This window comes from Cellulosimicrobium sp. GQ32 (genome assembly GCF_059758455.1).
This window is the reverse complement of record NZ_JCAXEP010000004.1, coordinates 166,908-186,440: the sequence shown is the minus strand read 5'-3', so window position 1 is coordinate 186,440 and position 19,533 is coordinate 166,908. Positions and strand designations below refer to the sequence as shown.

The 19,533-nt window shown below is 74.2% G+C and carries 20 protein-coding genes; 10 read left to right on the top strand and 10 right to left on the bottom strand.

The window, feature by feature from the left end; translation table 11 throughout:
- Positions 1-79 precede the first annotated feature (79 nt).
- Positions 80-619, top strand: a complete 540-nt coding sequence (locus AC6CH9_RS08935; protein ID WP_498154560.1) for a hypothetical protein — start codon at positions 80-82, stop codon at positions 617-619.
- A gap of 80 nt (positions 620-699) precedes the next feature.
- On the opposite strand, the gene AC6CH9_RS08930 is transcribed toward AC6CH9_RS08935, so the two are convergent.
- Positions 700-915 (bottom strand): helix-turn-helix domain-containing protein, encoded by a 216-nt coding sequence (locus AC6CH9_RS08930; RefSeq protein ID WP_087472469.1) that lies wholly within the window; start codon positions 913-915, stop codon positions 700-702.
- 127 nt (positions 916-1,042) lie between these two features.
- Between AC6CH9_RS08930 and AC6CH9_RS08925 the strand changes: the two genes are divergently transcribed.
- Genes AC6CH9_RS08925 through AC6CH9_RS08915 form a run of 3 tightly spaced genes read left to right on the top strand, consistent with a single transcriptional unit; the run spans position 1,043 to position 3,652 of the window.
- Entirely contained in the window at positions 1,043-1,744 is a 702-nt protein-coding gene (locus AC6CH9_RS08925; protein ID WP_498154559.1) for a CpaB family protein, read from the top strand.
- On the top strand, positions 1,741-3,117 hold the full coding sequence (locus AC6CH9_RS08920) for a CpaE/TadZ family protein (RefSeq protein ID WP_498154558.1): 1,377 nt from the start codon (positions 1,741-1,743) through the stop codon (positions 3,115-3,117). The genes AC6CH9_RS08925 and AC6CH9_RS08920 overlap by 4 nt, the downstream gene beginning before the upstream one ends.
- A gap of 4 nt (positions 3,118-3,121) precedes the next feature.
- Positions 3,122-3,652: a DUF6912 family protein gene (locus AC6CH9_RS08915; protein ID WP_498154557.1), complete on the top strand. Its 531-nt coding sequence runs from the start codon at positions 3,122-3,124 to the stop codon at positions 3,650-3,652.
- Positions 3,653-3,713: 61 nt separating this feature from the next.
- Here AC6CH9_RS08915 and hisN read toward each other — a convergent pair whose 3' ends face one another.
- From hisN to AC6CH9_RS08890, 5 genes are all read right to left on the bottom strand, one after another.
- Positions 3,714-4,508: a histidinol-phosphatase gene (hisN, locus tag AC6CH9_RS08910; RefSeq protein ID WP_237843429.1), complete on the bottom strand. Its 795-nt coding sequence runs from the start codon at positions 4,506-4,508 to the stop codon at positions 3,714-3,716.
- Between the two features lie 57 nt (positions 4,509-4,565).
- Complete coding sequence (gene rsgA, locus AC6CH9_RS08905; RefSeq protein ID WP_498154556.1) at positions 4,566-5,636, bottom strand: ribosome small subunit-dependent GTPase A; 1,071 nt, start codon at positions 5,634-5,636, stop codon at positions 4,566-4,568.
- Positions 5,636-6,991 (bottom strand): 3-phosphoshikimate 1-carboxyvinyltransferase, encoded by a 1,356-nt coding sequence (gene aroA, locus AC6CH9_RS08900; RefSeq protein ID WP_498154555.1) that lies wholly within the window; start codon positions 6,989-6,991, stop codon positions 5,636-5,638. The genes rsgA and aroA overlap by 1 nt, the downstream gene beginning before the upstream one ends.
- A 71-nt stretch (positions 6,992-7,062) precedes the next feature.
- The gene (locus tag AC6CH9_RS08895) at positions 7,063-7,767 is read right to left on the bottom strand and encodes a DoxX family membrane protein (protein ID WP_498154554.1); all 705 of its coding nucleotides are present in this window, start codon (positions 7,765-7,767) and stop codon (positions 7,063-7,065) included.
- 127 nt (positions 7,768-7,894) lie between these two features.
- Positions 7,895-8,440: a ferritin gene (locus AC6CH9_RS08890; RefSeq protein ID WP_498154553.1), complete on the bottom strand. Its 546-nt coding sequence runs from the start codon at positions 8,438-8,440 to the stop codon at positions 7,895-7,897.
- 88 nt (positions 8,441-8,528) lie between these two features.
- Between AC6CH9_RS08890 and AC6CH9_RS08885 the strand changes: the two genes are divergently transcribed.
- Together AC6CH9_RS08885 and rsrA are read left to right on the top strand one after the other, a co-directional pair.
- On the top strand, positions 8,529-9,401 hold the full coding sequence (locus tag AC6CH9_RS08885) for a sigma-70 family RNA polymerase sigma factor (RefSeq protein ID WP_498154552.1): 873 nt from the start codon (positions 8,529-8,531) through the stop codon (positions 9,399-9,401).
- Positions 9,398-9,733: a mycothiol system anti-sigma-R factor gene (rsrA, locus tag AC6CH9_RS08880; protein ID WP_244286228.1), complete on the top strand. Its 336-nt coding sequence runs from the start codon at positions 9,398-9,400 to the stop codon at positions 9,731-9,733. Before AC6CH9_RS08885 ends, rsrA begins: the two co-directional genes overlap by 4 nt.
- 108 nt (positions 9,734-9,841) lie before the next feature.
- Here the strand turns inward: rsrA and AC6CH9_RS08875 are convergent, their stop codons facing one another.
- Positions 9,842-9,916, bottom strand: coding sequence for a 50S ribosomal protein bL37 (locus tag AC6CH9_RS08875; protein WP_099052597.1), 75 nt, complete (start codon positions 9,914-9,916; stop codon positions 9,842-9,844).
- A gap of 191 nt (positions 9,917-10,107) precedes the next feature.
- Between AC6CH9_RS08875 and AC6CH9_RS08870 the strand changes: the two genes are divergently transcribed.
- From AC6CH9_RS08870 to AC6CH9_RS08860, 3 genes are all read left to right on the top strand, one after another.
- A complete protein-coding gene (locus AC6CH9_RS08870; protein WP_498154551.1) occupies positions 10,108-11,031 on the top strand; it encodes a DUF4097 family beta strand repeat-containing protein in 924 nt (307 codons plus the stop codon).
- Positions 11,031-11,630, top strand: a complete 600-nt coding sequence (locus AC6CH9_RS08865) for a PadR family transcriptional regulator (RefSeq protein ID WP_498154550.1) — start codon at positions 11,031-11,033, stop codon at positions 11,628-11,630. The genes AC6CH9_RS08870 and AC6CH9_RS08865 overlap by 1 nt, the downstream gene beginning before the upstream one ends.
- Before the next feature lie 71 nt (positions 11,631-11,701).
- Positions 11,702-12,505 (top strand): DUF4097 family beta strand repeat-containing protein, encoded by an 804-nt coding sequence (locus tag AC6CH9_RS08860; protein ID WP_498154549.1) that lies wholly within the window; start codon positions 11,702-11,704, stop codon positions 12,503-12,505.
- 95 nt (positions 12,506-12,600) lie between these two features.
- Here AC6CH9_RS08860 and AC6CH9_RS08855 read toward each other — a convergent pair whose 3' ends face one another.
- Together AC6CH9_RS08855 and AC6CH9_RS08850 are read right to left on the bottom strand one after the other, a co-directional pair.
- A complete protein-coding gene (locus AC6CH9_RS08855; RefSeq protein WP_047232150.1) occupies positions 12,601-13,224 on the bottom strand; it encodes a GDSL-type esterase/lipase family protein in 624 nt (207 codons plus the stop codon).
- Between the two features lie 94 nt (positions 13,225-13,318).
- Positions 13,319-14,233, bottom strand: a complete 915-nt coding sequence (locus AC6CH9_RS08850; protein WP_498154548.1) for an aldose 1-epimerase family protein — start codon at positions 14,231-14,233, stop codon at positions 13,319-13,321.
- Positions 14,234-14,341: 108 nt separating this feature from the next.
- On the opposite strand from AC6CH9_RS08850, the gene AC6CH9_RS08845 reads away from it, so the two are divergent.
- Entirely contained in the window at positions 14,342-15,337 is a 996-nt protein-coding gene (locus AC6CH9_RS08845) for an aldo/keto reductase (RefSeq protein WP_498154547.1), read from the top strand.
- 191 nt (positions 15,338-15,528) lie between these two features.
- Here AC6CH9_RS08845 and AC6CH9_RS08840 read toward each other — a convergent pair whose 3' ends face one another.
- A complete protein-coding gene (locus AC6CH9_RS08840) occupies positions 15,529-19,305 on the bottom strand; it encodes a multifunctional oxoglutarate decarboxylase/oxoglutarate dehydrogenase thiamine pyrophosphate-binding subunit/dihydrolipoyllysine-residue succinyltransferase subunit (protein ID WP_498154546.1) in 3,777 nt (1,258 codons plus the stop codon).
- Positions 19,306-19,533 lie beyond the last annotated feature (228 nt).

The following is a 19,533-nucleotide window of genomic DNA, read 5'->3' as shown; positions in this document are numbered from 1 at the left end:
CGCGGTGCGTGTCCAGTGGGCTTCTCGTGATGTGGACAGCGCGCGGGCCGGTGGCGGGGCGGACCGCTACGGTGTCCCGGTGCGATGGGAAGCCCTCTTCGACGACCTCGCGGCGCAGCTCGGCGCCGCGGAGTCGCAGGACCGGGCCGCCGCCGTCGCCGACCTCACCCGAGCGGAGCATGCGACGATCACGCTCGTCGAGCGGCTGCGGGGCACGCCCGGCACGGTCACGCTCGAGCTGCGCGACGGCTCGGCCGTCACCGGAGAGCTGCGCGAGGCGGCGGAGGAGTGGGTGCTCGTGGGCGGGTCCCGGCGTCAGCACCTGGTCCCGACCGGCGCGATCTCCGCCGTCCAGGGCCTCGGCCGCCATGCTCAGCCCGCGCCCTCGGCGAGGTCGGCGCAACTGGGCCTCGGCCACGCCCTGCGCGCGCTCATGCGCGATCGTCGGCCCGTCCAGGTACGGACCCCCGTCGGGATCTTCTCCGGGTGGGTCGCGCGGGTGGGCAAGGACCACGTGGACCTCGAGGCCGCCCCGGGTGAAGGGCACGGCTCGCGGGTCGTGCCCTGGTCCGCCGTCCTGTGCGTCAGCGAGTCGGAGACGGGGTTCGTCTCGCGGTGAGGAGCGTGCAGGGGGAACGCGCGGCACTCACGGCGTCCGTGCAGCCCCGTCGGGTCCCGGGTCGAGGACGCGGCGGGCGCTCAGCCGTCGAAGTCGCCGGCCTCGATGCGCTGGCGCGTCTGCGCGTACATCCGCTGGATGTACGCCTCGAGCTCGCTGACCTCGACACGCCACTGCCCCCGGCCGCCCACCTGGATCGCGGGGAGCTCGCCGGAGCGCACGAGCGCGTACGCCTGCGCCGCGGAGATGTTGAGCTCGTCCGTGACGTCGGCGAGGGTGAGGAACCGCTGGGCCATGGCGTCAGTCTGGCACGCGCACGCCACGTCTCGGCGCTCGTCCACAGGCGCTGCCGCGGGTGGCGCAGACCGGGGATCATGAAGCCGCGGCACGGCTGACGTGCCCGGACGACCAAGGGGGAGAACGATGACGACGACCGCGGAACGACCCGCGCGGGTCGAGCCGGCACCACGGCCCGCCGCGCGCCTGAGGCGACCTGGCTGGAAGGACCCGCGGCTCCTCGTGGGGATCGTGGTGGTCGCGCTCTCCGTGGCTCTCGGGTCGTGGGCCGTGAGCACCGCGAGCCGGACCGTCACCGTCTACGCGGCCGGGACGGCGCTGACGCCCGGGACGACCGTGACCGCGGCGGACCTGCGAGCGGTCGAGGTGCGGCTCGGGACGCAGGCGGACCGCTACCTCCTCGTGGACGACGGGCTCCCCGACGAGGCCGTCGTCCTGCGCACCGTCGCCGTGGGCGAGCTGGTCCCCGCGTCGTCGCTCGGCGCGGCCGCCGACCTCGCGGTGCGCGCCGTCGCGGTCCCCGTGACGACGGGCTTGTCGGAGCGGATCGTCGCCGGGGCGGCGGTCGACGTCTGGTACGTCCCCGAGGCTCCCGTCCCGACGGCGGGCAGCGAGCCGGGCACCGCCGCGGGGGACGTGCCGCCGCAGCCCGCGCTGCTCGTCGGAGGCGTCACCGTCGCGCAGGTCGACGAGGGCGAGGGGACGCTCGTCGTGGGTGGGCCGACGACGGTCCACCTGCTGGTCGGCGTCGACGACCTCCCGGCCGTGCTCGCGGCGGTGGCCGGGGACGGGACGATCGCGCTCGTCCCGGTCGGGGGTGCGGGATGAGCGGCGCGACCGCGGTCGCGACCGTCCTGTGCGCGGTCCGGGGTGCGCGGGAGGCCGAGGTGGTGACGACGCTCGCCGCTCCGGGGCTCCAGGTCACCCGGCGGTGCGCGGACGTCGTCGAGCTGCTTGCCGCGGCAGCGGCGGGTGCGGGCCGGGTCGCCGTCGTGTCGTGCGACCTGCCGGCGCTGGACCGGCAGGTGGTCGTCGACCTGCACGCCCACGACGTCCGGGTCGTCGCGCTCGCCCCGGGCGGGACGTGGGAGGAGGGACGGGTGCGGGCCTACGGGGTCGACGCGGTGGTCGACCTGGACTCCGCCCCGGACGGGCTGTGCGACGTCGTCCGCGCCGTCCTGCCCCCGCGCGAGGCTGCCACGGGCGGACCCGGCGTCCCCCGGTCGGTCGTCGACGCCGACGCCACGGGTCCGGAGAGTGAACCCTGCCGCGGACGGACCGTCGCCGTGTGGGGGCCGACGGGAGCGCCCGGCCGCACGACCGTGGCGACGAACCTCGCCGCCGAGCTCGCGGGACCGGCGCGTGCCCGGCGTGCTCGTCCGCCGCGTCGGGAGCGGCGTTCCGCGGACGTGGACGTCCCCGCCACCGTCCCCTCGGCGCCCGGCGCGGAGGTCCTGCTGGTCGACGCGGACACGTACGGCGGGAGCGTGGCCCAGCGCCTCGGCCTGCTCGACGAGTCACCGGGACTGGCGGCGGCCGCGCGACGCGCGGGTCAGGGTGCGCTCGACGGCGCGGGGCTGGTCGCGCTGGCGCCGACGGTCCTGCCACGGGTCCGGGTGCTGACGGGCCTGAGCCGGGCGGCCCGTTGGCCGGAGCTTCCCGGGGCGTCGCTCGACGCCGTGTGGGAGGTCGGGCGGTCCGTCGCGGACTGGACTGTCGTCGACTGCGGCTTCGGGATCGAGCGTGACGAGCTTCTGACATACGACACCCGCGCCCCGCAGCGCAACGACGCGACGTGGAGCGCGCTCGCGGCCGCGGACGTGGTGGTGGTCGTCGGCGCGGGCGACCCCGTCGGGCTCCAGCGTCTGGTCCGGGCGCTCGACGAGCTCGCCGAGACGGGTGCGTGCGTCGGCGCGGCACGCGTCGTCGTGGTGAACCGCGTGCGCGCGAGCGTCGTCGGTCCCCGGCCCGAGCGGGCGGTGCGCGACGCGATGGCCCGCTACGCGAGCGTCGACGACCTGCACGTCGTCCCCGAGGACGCCGCGGTCGACCTCGGCCTCCGCGAGGGCCGGACGCTCGCGGAGTCGGCGCCCGCGAGCCCTGCCCGACGCGCGCTCGCGAGGCTCGCCGCGCAGGTGCGGGAGGCGGCGCCGCCCGGGCGTGGTGCGGCGCACGGACTCGCGCTGGACGCGGCACACTGAACCCATGCGCATCTACCTCCCCGCGACGCTCGACGAGCTCGACGCCGTCACCGTGACCGCCGACGCCGCCCGCTGGAGCGTCGCCCCGCGCGGCGCCCACGCCGTGACCGCCGCGTTGACGCGCGCGCTGCCCGACGAGGACGAGGAGGGCCTCGAGTACGCGGCCGCGCTCGAGGCGGCGGACGACTCGCTCGCGCTCGTCGCGGCGCGCCCGGACGCGCCGCGCCAGCGGCTCGTCGTGACGCTCGAGGTGCCCGACGGCGCGGTGCAGGTCGTGGGCGCCGACGACTCCGACGACGAGGACGCGCCCGCGCCCAGCGCGGTCGAGGTCCTGCGGACCGTGCCCGACGTCGCGATCGTCTGCGTGCACGTCGACGAGCCCGAGGCGGTCCCGGACGTGGAGGCGGTGCTCGCCGCGGCCGACGACGACGGCCCCGGTGCCGACGAGGCGCTCGACGCCGCGATCGACCGCGTGGGCGAGCGTGACCTGCTCTGGTACGACTGGTCGGAGCTCAAGGACGTGCCACGCGGCTGACGGTCCCGTGGGAGGCGGGCCGACCGGACAGGAGCCGGGCGGGCCCGACGCCGGTCCGGCGTCAGCCGAGGCGGCCGAGCACCTCGTCGTGGAGCAGGCCGTTCGTCGCGACGGCGTTGCCGCCCCACGGGCCGTCGGCGCCGTCGAGCGACGTGAACCGGCCGCCGGCCTCGGTGACGATGGGGACGAGCGCGGCCATGTCGTAGAGCTCGAGCTCCGGCTCGGCGGCCGCGTCGGCGGCGCCCTCGGCGACGAGCATGTACGACCAGAAGTCGCCGTAGCCGCGCGTGCGCCACGCGCCGCGCAGGAGGTCGAGGAACGGCTCGAGCTTTCCGCGCTCCTCCCAGCCGTCGAGCGACGCGTAGGCGAACGAGGCGTCGGACCACGACGAGACGCCCGACACCTGGAGCCGCGAGGCGGCGGCGAGCGACTTGCCCGTCCACGCGCCGGTACCCTTCGCGGCCCACCAGCGCCGACCCAGCGCGGGTGCGGAGACGAGCCCGACGACGACCTCGTCGCCGTCGGCGAGCGCGATGAGCGTCGCCCACACGGGCACGCCGCGCACGAAGTTCTTGGTCCCGTCGATCGGGTCGACGATCCAGCGCCGCGCGCCGTGACCGGTCTCGCCGAACTCCTCGCCGACGATCGCGTCGCGACCGCGCGCCCGGCCGAGCTGGCCGCGGATGATCTCCTCGGCGGTGCGGTCGGCGTCGCTCACCGGCGTCGAGTCGGGCTTGGACTCGACGTGCAGGTCGAGCGCCTTGAACCGGGACATCGTGTGCGCGTCGACCTGGTCGGCGATCACGTGGGCGAGGCGCAGGTCGTCGTCGTAGCCGCGCGTCGAGGGGGGCGTCATGGCTCACACCGTAGCGGTGCCTGCCCGGGGCGAGGGTGGCGCCGCGCGGGCCAGGGCTCAGGCCGCGCCGGTGCGCGAGGCGAGCACGCGGCGGAACGACTCGAGCCGTGCCGCGCGGGCGGCGCGGGTCTCGTCGTCGGGCGACGCCTCCACCCACTCGTCGAGCGCGCAGTCCGGGGCGTCGTCGAGGTGGGTGCACCCGCGCGGGCAGCCCGCGGCGACGGCGTCGAGGTCCTCGAACGCACGCAGCAGGTGGTCGACCTGGACGTGCGCGAGGCCGAACGACCGCACGCCGGGGGTGTCGATGACCCAGCCGCCGCCGGGCAGGCGCAGCGCGACGGCGGACGTGGACGTGTGCCGGCCGCGTCCTGTGACGTCGTTGACGTGGCCCGTCGCGCGCTGGGCGTCCGGGACGAGCGCGTTGACGAGCGTCGACTTGCCGACGCCCGAGTGACCGACGAACACGGACGTGCGCCCGGCGAGCGCCTCACGTACCGCGTCGAGCGGCTCGATCGCCCAGCCGTCCCGTGCGAGGCCGTCGGGCGCGCGGCGCGTCACGACGACGGACACCCCGAGCGGCTCGTACAGCGCGCGCAGCGGCTCCGGGTCGGCGAGGTCCGCCTTGGTGAGGCACAGCAGGACGTCCATGCCGGCGTCGTACGCGGCGACGACGCACCGGTCGATCATGCGCGTGCGCGGCTCGGGCTCGGCGAGGGCGGTGACGACGACGAGCTGGTCCGCGTTGGCGACGATGACCCGCTCGTAGGGGTCGGTGTCGTCGGCGGTGCGGCGCAGCACCGAGGACCGTTCCTGGATGCGGACGATGCGCGCGAGGGAGCCGTCGTCCCCGGTGACGTCGCCGACGAGGTCCACCCGGTCCCCGCACACGATCCGCGTCCGCCCGAGCTCGCGCGCCTTCATCGCGAGGACGGTGCGCTCGTCCTCGGCGCCGACGACCGTCCCGTCGTCGGTCCCGCCCACGAGCAGCGTGTACCGGCCCCGGTCCACGCCCGTGACGAACCCGGTCACCGCGTCCGCGTGCTCGGGGCGCTGCTTGGTGCGCGGGCGGCTGCCGCGCTTGCCGGGGCGCGAGCGGAAGTCGGACTCGTCCGGGACGCGGCGCGCCATCAGCGGGCCGCCGCTCCCGTGCCGGACGCGGTCCCGCCCCCGAGCATGCGCTCCCACATCCCCGCGAACCCGGGCAGCGTCTTGGCCGTCGTCTCGACGTTCTCGACGCCGACCCCCGGGACGCGCAGGCCGATGACGGCCGCCGACGTCGCCATGCGGTGGTCGTGGTACGTGCGGAACAGCGCGCCGTGCAGGGGGCGCGGCGTGATGACGAGGCCGTCGCGGGTCTCCTCCGCCTGCCCGCCGAGGCGCGTGATCTCCGTCGCGAGCGCGGCGAGCCGGTCGGTCTCGTGCCCGCGCAGGTGGGCGATGCCGCGCAGGCGGCTGGGGGAGTCTGCGAGGGCGGCCAGCGCGGCGATCGTCGGCGCGAGCTCGCCGGCGGCGTGCAGGTCCACGTCCACGCCGCACACCTCGCCCGTGCCCGTGACCGACAGCACGTCGCCGTCCAGGGACGCGGTCGCGCCCATCGACTCGAGGAGCTCGGGGACCATCGCGCCGGGCTGGGTCGTCGCCGTCGGCCAGCCCGTGACGCGGACCGTGCCGCCCGCGACGAGCGCGGCGGCGAGGAACGGCGCCGCGTTCGACAGGTCAGGCTCGACCTGCACGTCGCGCGCCGCGATCGGACCGGGCTCGACCCTCCAGATCGCGGGCCGGGAGTCGTCGACGACGACGCCGACCTCCCGCAGCACCTCCACCGTCATCTCGATGTGGGGCATGCTCGGCAGCGTGTGGCCGATGTGCCGCACCGTGAGGCCCTGGTCGTAGCGCGCGGCGGCGAGGAGGAGCCCGGAGACGAACTGGCTCGACGCCGACGCGTCGACGTCGACCGCCCCGCCGCGCACGCGGCCGCGGCCGCGGATCGTGAAGGGGAGCGTCGTCGGCAGCCCGTCGCCGTCGCCCTCCACGGGGACGTCCAGCGCGCTGAGGGCGGCGAGGACGGGGCCCATGGGGCGCACGCGCGCGCCCTCGTCGCCGTCGAACCGCACCGTGCCGTCGGCGAGCGCCGCGAGCGGCGGGAGGAAGCGCATGACGGTGCCGGCCAGGCCGCAGTCCACCTCGACGGGTCCGCGCAGCGGACCGGGGGTCACACGGAGCTCGCTGGGCGACGCGCCCTCCTCGACGCCGACGCCGAGCGTGCGCAGGGCGGCGATCATGAGGTCGGCGTCGCGGCTGCGCAGGGCGCCGCGCAGCGTCCCGGGCCCGTCGGCGAGCGCGGCGAGCACGAGCAGCCGGTTCGTCAGCGACTTCGAGCCCGGGACCTCGACCGTCGCGTCGAGCGGCCCGCCCGCCGTGGGCGCGTCCCAGCCCTCGTCGACGGCGGGGGGCACGGGCGCGGCGGAGGGCGAGGTCGTCATGGCCTCCAGGCTAGTGGAGGGACCACGCCCGACGGCGGAGGGTCCCGCCGCGCGGACGCGCCACGACGGCGTCAGGCGACCTTCGCCCGGACCGCGGCCTCGGCGTCGTGCACGGCCCCGGCGGCGAGGGTCGCGGCGTGCTCCGCGGCCTCCTGGGCGGCCTTCGTGGCGCGCCTCGCGGAGCGCCCTGCCTCCTTCGCGGCGTGCTTCGCGGCGTTCTTCGTGGAGCGTCCCGCCTCCTTCGCCGCCCCCCGGGCCGAGGCCGAGACCTCCTTCACAGAACCCTTCGCGCCCGCGACCACGGCCTCCTGCTTCGCCTGCTTGGCGAGCGCGAGGTCGTGCCGCGCCTTCTCCAGCCGCCACTGCACGCCCGGGCGGCCCTCGTAGTCCGCGCCCGCGATGAGTGCCGCGCCGATCGCGCCGACGTTCGCGACGAACTTGCGCGTGCGCTCGGCGCGCGTCGCCTCGCCCGAGGTGAACGGCTGGTTGACGACCGCGAGCGGCACCGTGAGCGCGGCGAGCGTCAGGGCAGCCGTGCGGGGGGCCTTGCCGACGGCGAGGAACAGCCCGGCGACGGCCGTCGCGGCGCCGTGCGCGCGCACGAGCGTCGCGACCTGCTTCTCGCTGAGCGGGGCCTCGATGCCGGCGCTCTTCTCGACAAGCTCGACGCCCGAGCGCGCGGCTCGCACGTGCTCGGCGGGCTTGAGCGCGGCCTGGAGCCCGTCGTAGACGAACCACGAGGCCAGCATGGGCCTCGCGAGGTGACGCAGCAGCATCGGTTCTCTCCTCATCGCCGGTGACTCGCCGGTGCTCGCCTCGGGCGTCCACCGGTCGGTCCCAGCCTGCCGCGACCGCCGGGACGGCGCCACCCGCGGCCCGTGAGGAACGCCTCACGTCCGAGCGTCAGAGCGCGCCGCCCGCGGCCTCCGGGGCGTCGACCGACTCGCCGGCGTCGCCGATCGTCTCCCGCGCGACGAAGTTCTCGAGGTCGAACAGGTTGTCGCCCGCGCGCTGCGCGACGGTGAGCAGGGTCGTCGCGGAGGCGACCTCCTCCACCTGCTCCTTGAGGAACCACAGGAGGAACTGCTCGCCCAGGGCGTCACCCTCCTCGCGTGCGGCACGGAAGATGGCCTCGATCTGCGCGGTGACCTGCTTCTCCTGGTCGAGCGCGAGCCGCAGCGGCTCGACGACGTCCGCGAAGTCGTTGCGGACCGGTCCGGAGCCGGGGATCTCGACGGGCAGGTCCCGGTCGAGGTGGTACTGCACGATCATCATCGCGTGGTTGCGCTCCTCCACCGACTGCCGGTAGAAGTGCGCGGCGAGCTGCGGCAGGTCGTGCGCGTCGAACCACACGGCGATCGCGATGTACTGCTGGTGCGCGTCGAGCTCGTGCCCGACCTGCTCGCGCAGCAGGGTGAGGAAGCGGGACGGGGTCTGCGTGGTCGTCATGGCGCCACGCTAGCGACGCCGGGTGCGTCGCGCGCGGCGCGCTCCGGGCCGCGGGAATGCGCGCGGGCACGTTCGGGTTGCACCACTCGTGACCGTCCTGCTCGAGACCCCCGCACCCGCCGCCCGGGCCGCGTCGTCGACCCTTGAGGCGTCGACGGCGGACGCGGCGTTCGCCGCCGCGTGGTCGGCACCGGTCACGTCACCGGACACCCAGACGAACAGGGGACTAGGCTCGTTGTTGATGACAGAGCGAATCTCCGGCAGCGACGTCTCCGGCAGCCCCGCGACGACGTCGGGAACGACGCCGGTCGAGGGTACGGCGCTGCCCGTGGACGCGACGGACGCCGAGGACACGAACCGCGCGCCGCAGACCGAGAGCGACGCCGCGCGCGCCGCGCGGTTCGAGCAGGACGCGCTCCAGTACCTCGACCAGCTGTACTCCGCGGCGCTGCGCATGACGCGCAACCCGTCGGACGCCGAGGACCTGGTGCAGGAGACGTTCGCGAAGGCGTTCGCGGCGTTCCACCAGTACCGGCCGGGCACCAACCTCAAGGCGTGGCTCTACCGCATCCTCACGAACACGTTCATCAACACGTACCGCAAGAAGCAGCGCGAGCCGCAGCAGGCCCAGACGGACGACGTCGAGGACTGGCAGATCGCGCGCGCGGCGTCGCACACGTCGCAGGGGCTGCGCTCGGCCGAGGCGGAGGCGCTCGACCGCCTGCCGGACTCGGACGTGAAGCGCGCGCTCCAGGAGCTGCCCGAGGACCGACGCATGGTCGTGTACTACGCGGACGTCGAGGGCTTCCCGTACAAGGAGATCGCGGAGATCATGGGGACACCGATCGGCACGGTCATGTCCCGCCTGCACCGAGGCAGGCGCCAGCTGCGCGAGCTGCTGGCCGACTACGCCGTGAGGCGAGGACTGGTGGGGGCCAAGAGCCCCGGAGGTGAGTCGTGAGCACGTCAGAGAGCCGGATCCCGGGGCGCGGCCCGGTCGAGGAGTCGGTGACGCCCATCCCGCACTCGACGGCGGGCGAGTCGGAGTGCGAGCACGCGCTCACGCACCTCTACGAGTACCTCGACTCGGAGATGACGCCGGACGACGAGCTGCGCATGCGCGCGCACGTCGCGCACTGCTCGCCGTGCCTCGCCGAGCTGAGCGTCGAGGAGCTCGTCAAGCAGCTCGTGCGCCGCTCGTGCCACGAGAAGGCGCCCGCGGGGCTGCGGGAGCGCATCCACACGCAGCTCACCGTCATGGTCACGACGACCACGGTCGTCGAGACCCGCTGAGGACCGCCCGCGAGGCACTGCCCCGGCGGACCGAGAACGAGAGAGGGCCCGTACCGACGTCGTGTCGGTACGGGCCCTCTCGTCGTCCCCCGTGGGGGGCGCGCCGTCTCAGGCGTTGGGGCGCTTGCCGTGGTTCGCGGCGTTGCCCTTGCGGCTGCGACGCTTGCGTCCGCGCTTGCTCATGATGTTCTCCTGACGATCGGGGGGCGTCCCACCGGTCCCGGCGGGTCAAGTCCGCCTCCCATCGTCCCACACGCGACCCCTTGCCACGGTCGAGCACGCGATATATCGTGTCTGACAGAACGAGATATATCGCGACTGTCCCCGTCTGCCGCCCCGCGGCCGCACGGGGCCGACCACGGACGGAGCCACGGATGACGCAGGAGAGCTGGACCGTCACGGGTCCGCAGGCCATCGACCTGGCGCGCGTGCGGACGCTCGACGCGACCGTCATCGGGGGGCGCATCGACGTCGTCGCCCACGACGACCCGGCGCGTACCGACACGCGCGTCGAGGTCCACTCGGTGGTCGGCCGCCCCGTGGAGGTGCGTCTCGAGGGGACCACGCTCCGGGTGGGCTACGGGCCGTTCGTCGCGGGCTGGAAGGGCTTCCTCGAGCGCTTCCGTACGTACACCGGCAAGGACGCGGCGGACGTGCACGTCGCCGTGCCGGCGACGACGCAGGTCAAGGTCGCGACGGTGCAGGGCGAGGCGCTCGTCGCAGGGGTGCGCGACGGCGCCCGGCTGGCGACCGTCTCCGGTTCCGTGATGACGAGCCGCACGCACGGGGAGCTCCGCGTCGACACGGTCTCGGGCGAGGTCTCGGCGAGCGAGCACGACGGCCCGGTCCGGATGGACTCGGTGTCCGGCGGCCTCACGGCGACCGGCTCGTTGCACGCGCTGCACCTCGACTCGGTCTCGGGCTCCGTCACCGTCGACACCCGCACGACCCCGTCCGAGATCACCGTGAGCGCGGTCTCGGCCGACGTGCTCGTGCGCCTGCCGGACCCTGACGCGATGGACTACGCGATCCGCTGCGTGAGCGGGCGCCTCCTCGTGGACGGCGCGGAGCAGCGCGGGTCCGCGCGCTCGTTCCACCAGCCCGCGCGGTACGGGAAGGGTGCGCCGGTCCGGGTCTCCGCCGTCTCCGGTGACGTGACCGTCCTGCGGGGGGCTCCGGACGAGGCCCCGTGGGACGAGAGCCCGGTCGAGGACGCCCCGGCCGGTGCGGACGCCCCCGCGTGGGGGAGCCCGGGGGCCCCGGGAGCCGCGACGTCGGGCGGGCCGGTGGACCGCTGATGGCCACCGTCTTCGCGCACGGCGAGCTCCGGCTCTACCTCCTCGCGCTCCTCGACACCGGGCCCAAGCACGGCTACGAGCTCATCACCGAGCTCTCGGAGCGCTTCGGCGGCACCTACCGGCCGAGCGCCGGGACCATCTACCCCCGGCTCGCGCGGCTCGAGGACGAGGGCCTCGTGCACCGCAGTGCCGACGGCCGCAAGACGACCTACGAGCTGACGCCCGCGGGGCGCGCGGAGATCGAGGCGCGTCGGGCCGACGTCGCCGCGCTGGAGCACGGCATCGCCGAGACGGTGCGCCAGCGTGCCGAGGCGCTGCGCGCCGACGTGCAGGGCTCGCTGAAGGGCTTGCGGGCCGAGCTCGCGGCCGCTGCGCAGACGGCGCGCGCCCGGCCGCGGGACGGCGCGCCCGACCCGCGACGCCGCGAGTCCTACGCGTGGCGCATGGAGGCCGAGGCGCTGCTCCAGCGCTTCCGCGAGGACGTGCGCGCCGACCTGCGCCGCGCCGACGCCGCGAGCGTCGTCTCGGAGCTCACGGTCGACACCCTGCGCACCGTGCTCGACAGCGCGCGCAAGGCCGTGCGAGCGACCCTGCCCTGACCGACGATCACGAGAACCCCTCGACGAACGCACCGCACCCCTGAACCAGAGAACAGAACGAGGAGAAGCGCATGAGCACCGAGTCCTGGGTCATCAACGCCCCCCAGACCGTCGACGTCGCCGACGTCCGGCGCGTCGTCGTCCAGCTCACCGACGGCGCGGTCGACGTCGTCGCCGACCCCGCCCGCGAGGCCGGGGCGCACCTCGACGTCAGCGAGGTGTCCGAGCGTCCGCTCCAGGTGAGCGTGCACGACGGCGAGCTGCGCGTCGGCTACGACTTCGCCGGCGTCGAGGGCCTCGTCGAGCGGGCGAAGGGCCTGCGCGACAAGGACCGCGCCGTGGTGCGGCTGACGCTCCCCGCGCACGTGCCGGTCAAGGTGACGACCGCGCGCGCCGCCGCGAGCGTCCTCGGCACGCAGGCGGACCTGTCCGTGACGACCGCGACGGGCGCCGTCCGCGTCCAGGGCGTGTCGGGCACGGCGTCGATCAAGACGGCGACGGGCGCCGTGGACGTCGGCGAGCACGTCGGCGACGTCCACGTGAGCACCGCGTCCGGCGCGGTCACGCTCGGCGGGACGCTCGGTCGCGTGTCCGTGAACACCGTGACGAGCGGCGTCGAGGTCGTCGCGCGCGAGAGCACCCCGCTCGTCGACGCGCGCACCGTCTCCGGCGACGTGGCCGTGCGCCTCGGTGCCGGCTCGCCGGTCAACCTCAAGGCCCGCAGCGTCACGGGCAAGGCCGTGCTCGACGGCGTCCGCCTCGACTCCAGCGCGCAGCGGACGACGTCGGTCGACCACGTCGACCAGCCCGGCGCCCGCGGTGCGTACGTCTCGGCGAACACCGTCTCGGGCGACCTCACGGTCTCGCGCGGCTGAGCCGTCCCGCGAGGTAGAGGCCTGGTCGTGACCGGGCCTCTACCTCGTGTGTCTCGGCCTCTACCTCACGTGACCAGGCCTCTACCTCGCCGGGGTCAGACCGTGTCGTCCGGCAGGCCCAGCCACGCGTGCCAGCCCGTGTGCAGCACGAGCCAGGCCATGAGTCCGTATCCGGCCTGGCCGGGGAAGCCGTTGCCGCTCTGCGCGAGGTCCGCGAGCCACTGCTCGTGCGTCACGAGCGGGCTGAACGTGTCCACGTACGGCACGCGGCGCCGGTTCGCGACGTCCGAGAAGGCATGCGAGAGCTCGGCGAGCCGCTCGGCGTCCTGCGCGTGCCCCGGCGGGGGGCCCACGACGAACGTCGGCAGCCGGTGCGACTCCGCGACGTCGAGCACGTTCGCGAGGTTGAGGCGCGAGCGGGCGACCGACAGTCCCGCGTCGAGGTCGTGACGGCCGAGGCCGATGACGAGGCGGTTGTCCACGTCCGGCTCCGGGGCGAACCGCCGCGCGGTCTCCGCCTCCCAACGCTGGCTGAGCGCCGTCGTCGTCTCGCCGGGGATGGCGAGCGGGAACACGTACGCCGGCTGGGGGAAGCGCGTGCGCGCGACGACGCGCCCCGCCCACCCCAGGGCCTTCGCGTCGCCGACGCCGGCGCTCAGCTCGTCGCCGACGACGCAGATCCGTACCTCTCGACTCACCGCGTCTTCCACGGGCGCCATTCTCCCCGACGCGGGCGGCGCGGGTCGAAACGGGCTCGTGGGGACGGCGTGTCCAGCCGGACATAGGGGACGGACCGCCCGGGACGGGGGCTGGTCAGAGCAGCGTCGCGCCCCAGGTGACCTCGTGCGAGGCGCCCGGCTCGAGCCGCACGAGGCGCTCGCCGGTGCGGAACGCGTCCGCGATGCAGCTCATGGGCTCGGCCGCGACGCCGGACCGGCGGAACGCGACGTCCCCGACGTGGTCGCCCGTGCAGACCTGCCACGTGTCCATCGAGCCGTCCATCCAGACGGCCGACGTGCGGCCGTCGGGAGCGGCCAGGCGCATCCAGGACAGTCCGTCGGCGTCGCGCAGCACGTCGACGTAGGCGTCGTCCAGGTCGACGCCCGCGAGCAGGCGCGGCTCGCGCAGGTCGTAGCTCCCCGCGGCGGGCTCGGTGCCGGTGGGCAGGAGCCGCTCGTCGGTCGTGACGCGCGTCTCGGCGTCGAGGCGCAGCGTGCACGCGTCGAGGTTCGCGCCGTCGGCGGACAACCACGGGTGGAAGCCGATGCCGTACGGTGCGGTCGCGGCTCCGACGTTGGTGGTCCGCACGTGGACGCGCAGGCCCGCGTCGTCGAGCGAGTAGGTCACGCGCGTGACGAGGTCGAACGGGTAGCCGGGCGACGGCGGCAGGTGCAGCTCGAGCGTCGCGTGCGACGGGCCGTGCTCGACGACGACCCAGCGCTGCCAGCAGGCGAGCCCGTGCAGCGCGGTGCCGCGGTCGGGCTCCGACACGGGCACCTGGTACGCCGTGCCGTCCACCTCGTACGCGCCGTCGCGCAGGCGGTTGGGCCAGGGGAGCAGGACCGCGCCGTTGAACGCGGGCGCGACCTCGTCCTCCGCGAAGGGCGTGAAGACGGGCCGGCCGCCGACCGTGTACTCGCGCACGGCCGCTCCCACCTCGGTGATCGTCGCTGCGTGCTCGCCGTGGGCGATGCGGACCTGGGTCCCCGAGGGGGCATGGGTGTTCACGCTCACATACGGTACTCGGCGTGCGAGCGTGCGCGATGCGCTCTCGGCAGTCAGACTCGGTGCCCGGGTGTGTCTCCCGGCGTACCCGACGCAGCACGAGGAGGAACGATGGAACGACAGGTGCTCGGACGCACGGGACGGCTCGTCTCGGTCGTCGGACTGGGAACCTGGCAGCTCGGCGCCGACTGGGGCGACGTGAGCGAGGACGACGCGCGCGCCGTGCTCGACGCCTCCGCCGAGGCCGGCGTGACGTTCTTCGACACCGCGGACGTCTACGGCGACGGGCGCAGCGAGCAGATCATCGGTGACTACCTCGCGGACAACCCGGGGCACGCGATCACCGTCGCGACGAAGATGGGTCGCCGCGAGGAGCAGGACGCGGACAACTACACGCTCGCGAAGTTCCGCGAGTGGACCGACCGGTCGCGCCGCAACCTGCGGACGGACCGTCTCGACCTCGTCCAGCTCCACTGCCCCCCGACGGCGGTCTACTCGCGCGACGAGGTCTACGACGGCCTCGACACCCTCGTCGCCGAGGGCGCGATCGCGAGCTACGGCGTGAGCGTCGAGACGGTCGACGAGGCGCTCACCGCCATCGCGCGCCCTGGTGTCGCGACCGTGCAGATCATCCTCAACGCGTTCCGGCTCAAGCCCCTCGACGCCGTCCTGCCCGCCGCGTCCGCCGCCGGGGTGGGCGTCATCGCGCGCGTCCCGCTGGCGTCCGGCCTGCTGTCGGGGAAGTACACGAAGGACACGACCTTCGCGGCCGACGACCACCGCACGTACAACCGCGACGGCAGCGCGTTCGACGTCGGCGAGACGTTCTCGGGCGTCGACTTCGAGACCGGCGTCCAGGCAGCGGGCGAGTTCACCGCGCTGGTGCAGGACGTCGTCGGGCAGGACCTCACGCCCGCCCAGGTCGCGATCGCGTGGGTGTGGCAGCAGCCCGGCGTGTCGACCGTCATCCCTGGCGCGCGCAACGTCGAGCAGGCCCGCTCGAACGCCGCCGCGGGCGACGCGGACGTCCTCGGCCCGCTCTTCACCTCCGGCGTGCGCGAGATCTACGACCGCTACCTGCGCGAGAAGATCCACGACCGCTGGTAGGCGCACGCGAGATCGACCCGCGCGTCGCCACGTCGGCCTCCTGAGGGCCGATCTCGGGCGCTCGGGCCGATCTCGCACCGCTCCCCGGCCGCGGCCCGCGCGAGCCGCGGCCGCAGGCGACGGACGCACCGACGACGAAGGCCCCCTCCCTGCGGAGGGGGCCTTCGTCGTGCGCGGGTCGTGCGGGCCGGTCAGCGCGCGAACGCCTGCTCGAGGAGCACGGCCTGCTGCGCCTGGTGCTTCTTCGCCGTGCCGGCGGCGGTCGACGCCGACGCCGGTCGGGAGACGACGCTCACGCGCGGCAGGTCCTCCGGCAGGTTGATGTGCACGAACGACCAGGCGCCCTGGTTCTCCGGCTCGTCCTGGACCCACACGACCTCGGCGCCCGGGTACTTCGCGAGCTCGGCCCGGATGCCGTCGACGTCGAGCGGGTAGAGCTGCTCGAGGCGGACGAGCGCCACGCCTTCGTCGCCACGCTTGGTGCGCTCGGCGAGGAGGTCGTAGTACACGCGGCCCGTGCAGAGGAGCACGCGGTCGACCTTCGCCGGGTCGGCCGTCGCGTCCGCGATGACGGGCTGGAACGTGCCGGTCGTGAAGTCCTCGACGCTCGACGCGGCGGCCTTGAGGCGCAGGAGCTGCTTCGGCGTGAACACGATGAGCGGACGACGCGGGCGGGCGTACGCCTGCTGGCGCAGCAGGTGGAAGTACGACGCGGGCGTCGACGGCTGCGCGATCGTCATGTTGTCCTCGGCGGCGAGCTGGAGGAACCGCTCGATGCGCGCGGACGAGTGGTCCGGCCCCTGGCCCTCGTAGCCGTGGGGGAGGAGCATGACGACCGAGGAGTACTGGCCCCACTTCTGCTCGGCGGACGAGATGAACTCGTCGATCACCGTCTGGGCTCCGTTGACGAAGTCGCCGAACTGCGCCTCCCACAGCACGAGCGCGTCGGGACGCTCGACCGAGTAGCCGTACTCGAACCCGAGCGCGGCGTACTCCGAGAGCGACGAGTCGTAGACCCAGAACTTCGCCTGGTCCGCCGACAGGTACAGCAGCGGCGTCCACTCGGCGCCCGTCTCGCGGTCGTGCAGGACGGCGTGACGCTGCACGAACGTGCCGCGACGCGAGTCCTGGCCGGCGAGGCGCACCGGGGTGCCCTCGACGAGGAGCGAGCCGAACGCGGCGAGCTCGCCGAAGCCCCAGTCGATGCCGCCCTCGACGGACATCTGCCGGCGCTTCTCGAGGAGCTGCGCGAGCTTGGGGTGGACGGTGAAGCCCTCCGGCGGCGCGACGTGCACCTGGCCGACGCGCTCGAGGACCGAGCGGTCGATCGCCGTCTTCCAGCCGACCATCGTGCCGGCGTCCTCGAGCTGGGACTCCGGGCGCTCGAGACCGGCGACCGGCTCGCGGTCCGCGGCGGGCGTGAAGCCGCCCTCCTTGGTCTCGGTGAACACGCGCTCGAGCTGGGCCTGGTAGTCCTGGAGGACGTGCTCGGCCTCCTCGAGCGTGATGTCGCCGCGCGCGACGAGGTTCTCGGTGTAGAGCTTGCGCACCGAGCGCTTGGCCTCGATGAGGTTGTACATGAGCGGCTGCGTCATCGACGGGTCGTCGCCCTCGTTGTGCCCGCGGCGGCGGTAGCAGATCATGTCGATGATCACGTCGCGGTCGAACTGCTCGCGGAACGCGAAGGCCAGCTCCGCGACGCGCACGCACGCCTCGGGGTCGTCGCCGTTCACGTGGAAGATCGGGACCTGGTAGCCCTTGGCGACGTCGGTCGCGTAGGTCGTCGAGCGCGACGACGACGGGCCCGTGGTGAAGCCGACCTGGTTGTTGATGATGACGTGCACGGTGCCGCCGGTGCGGTACCCGCGCAGCTGCGCGAGGTTGAGCACCTCGGGCACGACGCCCTGGCCCGCGAAGGCCGCGTCGCCGTGGATGAGGATCGGCAGGACGGAGAACCCGTCGCCGCCCAGGTCGATGCGGTCCTGCTTGGCGCGCACGATGCCCTCGAGCACCGGGTCGACCGCCTCGAGGTGCGACGGGTTCGCCGCGAGGTAGACCTTGGTCGTCGCGCCGCTCTCCGCGGTGAAGACGCCCTCGGTGCCGAGGTGGTACTTCACGTCGCCCGAGCCCTGCACGCTCTTCGGGTCGAGGTTGCCCTCGAACTCCGCGAAGATCTGCGCGTAGCTCTTGCCCGCGATGTTGGCGAGGACGTTGAGGCGACCGCGGTGGGCCATGCCGATGCCGACCTCGTCGAGGCCGTTCTCCGCCGCCTTCGACAGGATGGCGTCGAGCAGCGGGATCACCGACTCGCCGCCCTCGAGCGAGAAGCGCTTCTGCCCGACGAACTTGGTCTGGAGGAACGTCTCGAAGGCCTCGGCCGAGTTGAGACGGCGCAGGATGCGGAGCTGGTCCTCGCGCGGCGTGCGGGCGTAGCCCGACTCGAGCCGCTCCTGGAGCCACTTGCGCTGCGTGCGGTCCGCGAGGTGCATGTACTCCACGCCGACCGTGCGGCAGTAGGAGTCGCGCAGCAGCCCGAGGATGTCGCGCAGCGAGGACTTCGTCCTGCCGCCGAAGCCCCCCGTGGGGAACGTGCGGTCGAGGTCCCACAGCGTCATGCCGTGGTTCTGGATGTCGAGGTCACCGTGCTTGCGCTGGCGGTATGCGAGCGGGTCGGTGTCCGCCATGAGGTGCCCGCGCGAGCGGTAGGAGTGGATGAGCTCCGCGATCTTCGCGGGCTTCGCCGCCTCGATCTCGGCGTCCGTCGTGTTGTCGCGGACCCAGCGCACCGGCTCGTAGGGGATGCGCAGCGCGGCGAACACGCGGTCGTAGAAGCCGTCCTCGCCGAGGAGCTTCTGCGACAGGATCCGCAGGAACTCGCCCGACTGCGCACCCTGGATGATGCGGTGGTCGTAGGTCGACGTGATCGTCAGGACCTTCGAGATGCCCAGGCGGGCGAGGCGCTCGGTGGACGCGCCCGCGAACTCGGCGGGGTAGTCCATCGCGCCGACGCCGATGATCGTGCCCTGGCCGGCCATGAGGCGCGGGACCGAGTGCACGGTGCCGATGCCGCCCGGGTTGGTGAGCGAGATCGTGGTGCCGGCGAAGTCGTCGACGCCGAGCTTGCCGCCGCGCGCCCGGCGCACGAGGTCCTCGTAGGCCGCCCAGAACTGGGCGAAGTCCATCGACTCGGCCTTCTTGATGCTCGGCACGAGGAGCTGGCGCGACCCGTCCGGCTTGGCGAGGTCGATCGCGAGACCGAAGTTGACGTGCGCAGGCTGGTTCACCGCGGGCTTGCCGTCGAGCTGGGTGTAGCTGGCGTTCATGACCGGCATGTCCGCCAGTGCCTCGACGAGCGCGAACCCGATGAGGTGCGTGAACGAGATCTTGCCGCCGCGGCCGCGCGCGAGGTGGTTGTTGATGACGATCCGGTTGTCGACCATGAGCTTGGCCGGCACCGCGCGCACCGACGTCGCCGTCGGCACCTGGATGCTGGCCTCCATGTTCGTCACGACGCGCGCGGCGGGACCGCGGAGCTTCTGCACGTCGTCCGCGACGGTCTCCGCCTCGGCCGCCGGGGCGCCGGCGACCTTGCGGGCCGGGACCTGGGCGTACGGCGCGGTCGCGGGCTGGGCGGTCGCGACAGGACGCGTCGCCCGGACCGCCTCGGCGGCGGCGTTGACCGCGGGATCGGCCGGGAGCTTCGGGGGCTTGACGCGCTGCGCCGCCTCGGCGGCGGCCGAGCCGTCCGTCACGGCGGCGGGGACGGTCGGCGCGGCGGGGGCCGCCGGCGCCGCGGGGGCCCCGTTCACGGGCGTCGACGGCGCGCCGGCCGTCGTCGTGGCCTGCTCGGCACGCTCCGCCGGACGGTAGTCCTCGAAGAAGTCCCACCACGCGGGGTCCACCGCGTTCTTGTCCAGGAGGTACTGCTCGTACAGCTCGTCGACCAGCCACTCGTTCGCTCCGAACACGGAGCTTGCGTCGCTGATCGCCTCTGACTCAGCCTTCGGGGACACGCGAGGATCGCCCACTTTCACACACAGGTCGCTGTCGGTCACAGTCTGCGAGCAGACGCGTGGCAGCACGCGCGAGGCGTGGCGCCCGACGTCGGCGCAGACTCGTCCGGATTCCGGACCACTCCAGCCTAGGCCCTCGGCGGCGGCCCAGGGGGCTGCGGGGGACGTTCGCGCGCGGCCTGT

Coding starts and splice junctions, on each gene's coding strand:
- AC6CH9_RS08925 (WP_498154559.1), top strand. CDS start 1,043: ATGACGACGACCGCGGAACGACCCGCGCGGGTCGAGCCGGCACCACGG.
- AC6CH9_RS08930 (WP_087472469.1), bottom strand. CDS start 915: ATGGCCCAGCGGTTCCTCACCCTCGCCGACGTCACGGACGAGCTCAAC.
- AC6CH9_RS08870 (WP_498154551.1), top strand. CDS start 10,108: ATGACGCAGGAGAGCTGGACCGTCACGGGTCCGCAGGCCATCGACCTG.
- AC6CH9_RS08895 (WP_498154554.1), bottom strand. CDS start 7,767: ATGCTGCTGCGTCACCTCGCGAGGCCCATGCTGGCCTCGTGGTTCGTC.
- AC6CH9_RS08865 (WP_498154550.1), top strand. CDS start 11,031: ATGGCCACCGTCTTCGCGCACGGCGAGCTCCGGCTCTACCTCCTCGCG.
- hisN (WP_237843429.1), bottom strand. CDS start 4,508: ATGACGCCCCCCTCGACGCGCGGCTACGACGACGACCTGCGCCTCGCC.
- AC6CH9_RS08920 (WP_498154558.1), top strand. CDS start 1,741: ATGAGCGGCGCGACCGCGGTCGCGACCGTCCTGTGCGCGGTCCGGGGT.
- AC6CH9_RS08860 (WP_498154549.1), top strand. CDS start 11,702: ATGAGCACCGAGTCCTGGGTCATCAACGCCCCCCAGACCGTCGACGTC.
- AC6CH9_RS08855 (WP_047232150.1), bottom strand. CDS start 13,224: ATGGCGCCCGTGGAAGACGCGGTGAGTCGAGAGGTACGGATCTGCGTC.
- AC6CH9_RS08915 (WP_498154557.1), top strand. CDS start 3,122: ATGCGCATCTACCTCCCCGCGACGCTCGACGAGCTCGACGCCGTCACC.
- aroA (WP_498154555.1), bottom strand. CDS start 6,991: ATGACGACCTCGCCCTCCGCCGCGCCCGTGCCCCCCGCCGTCGACGAG.
- rsgA (WP_498154556.1), bottom strand. CDS start 5,636: ATGGCGCGCCGCGTCCCGGACGAGTCCGACTTCCGCTCGCGCCCCGGC.
- AC6CH9_RS08890 (WP_498154553.1), bottom strand. CDS start 8,440: ATGACGACCACGCAGACCCCGTCCCGCTTCCTCACCCTGCTGCGCGAG.
- AC6CH9_RS08845 (WP_498154547.1), top strand. CDS start 14,342: ATGGAACGACAGGTGCTCGGACGCACGGGACGGCTCGTCTCGGTCGTC.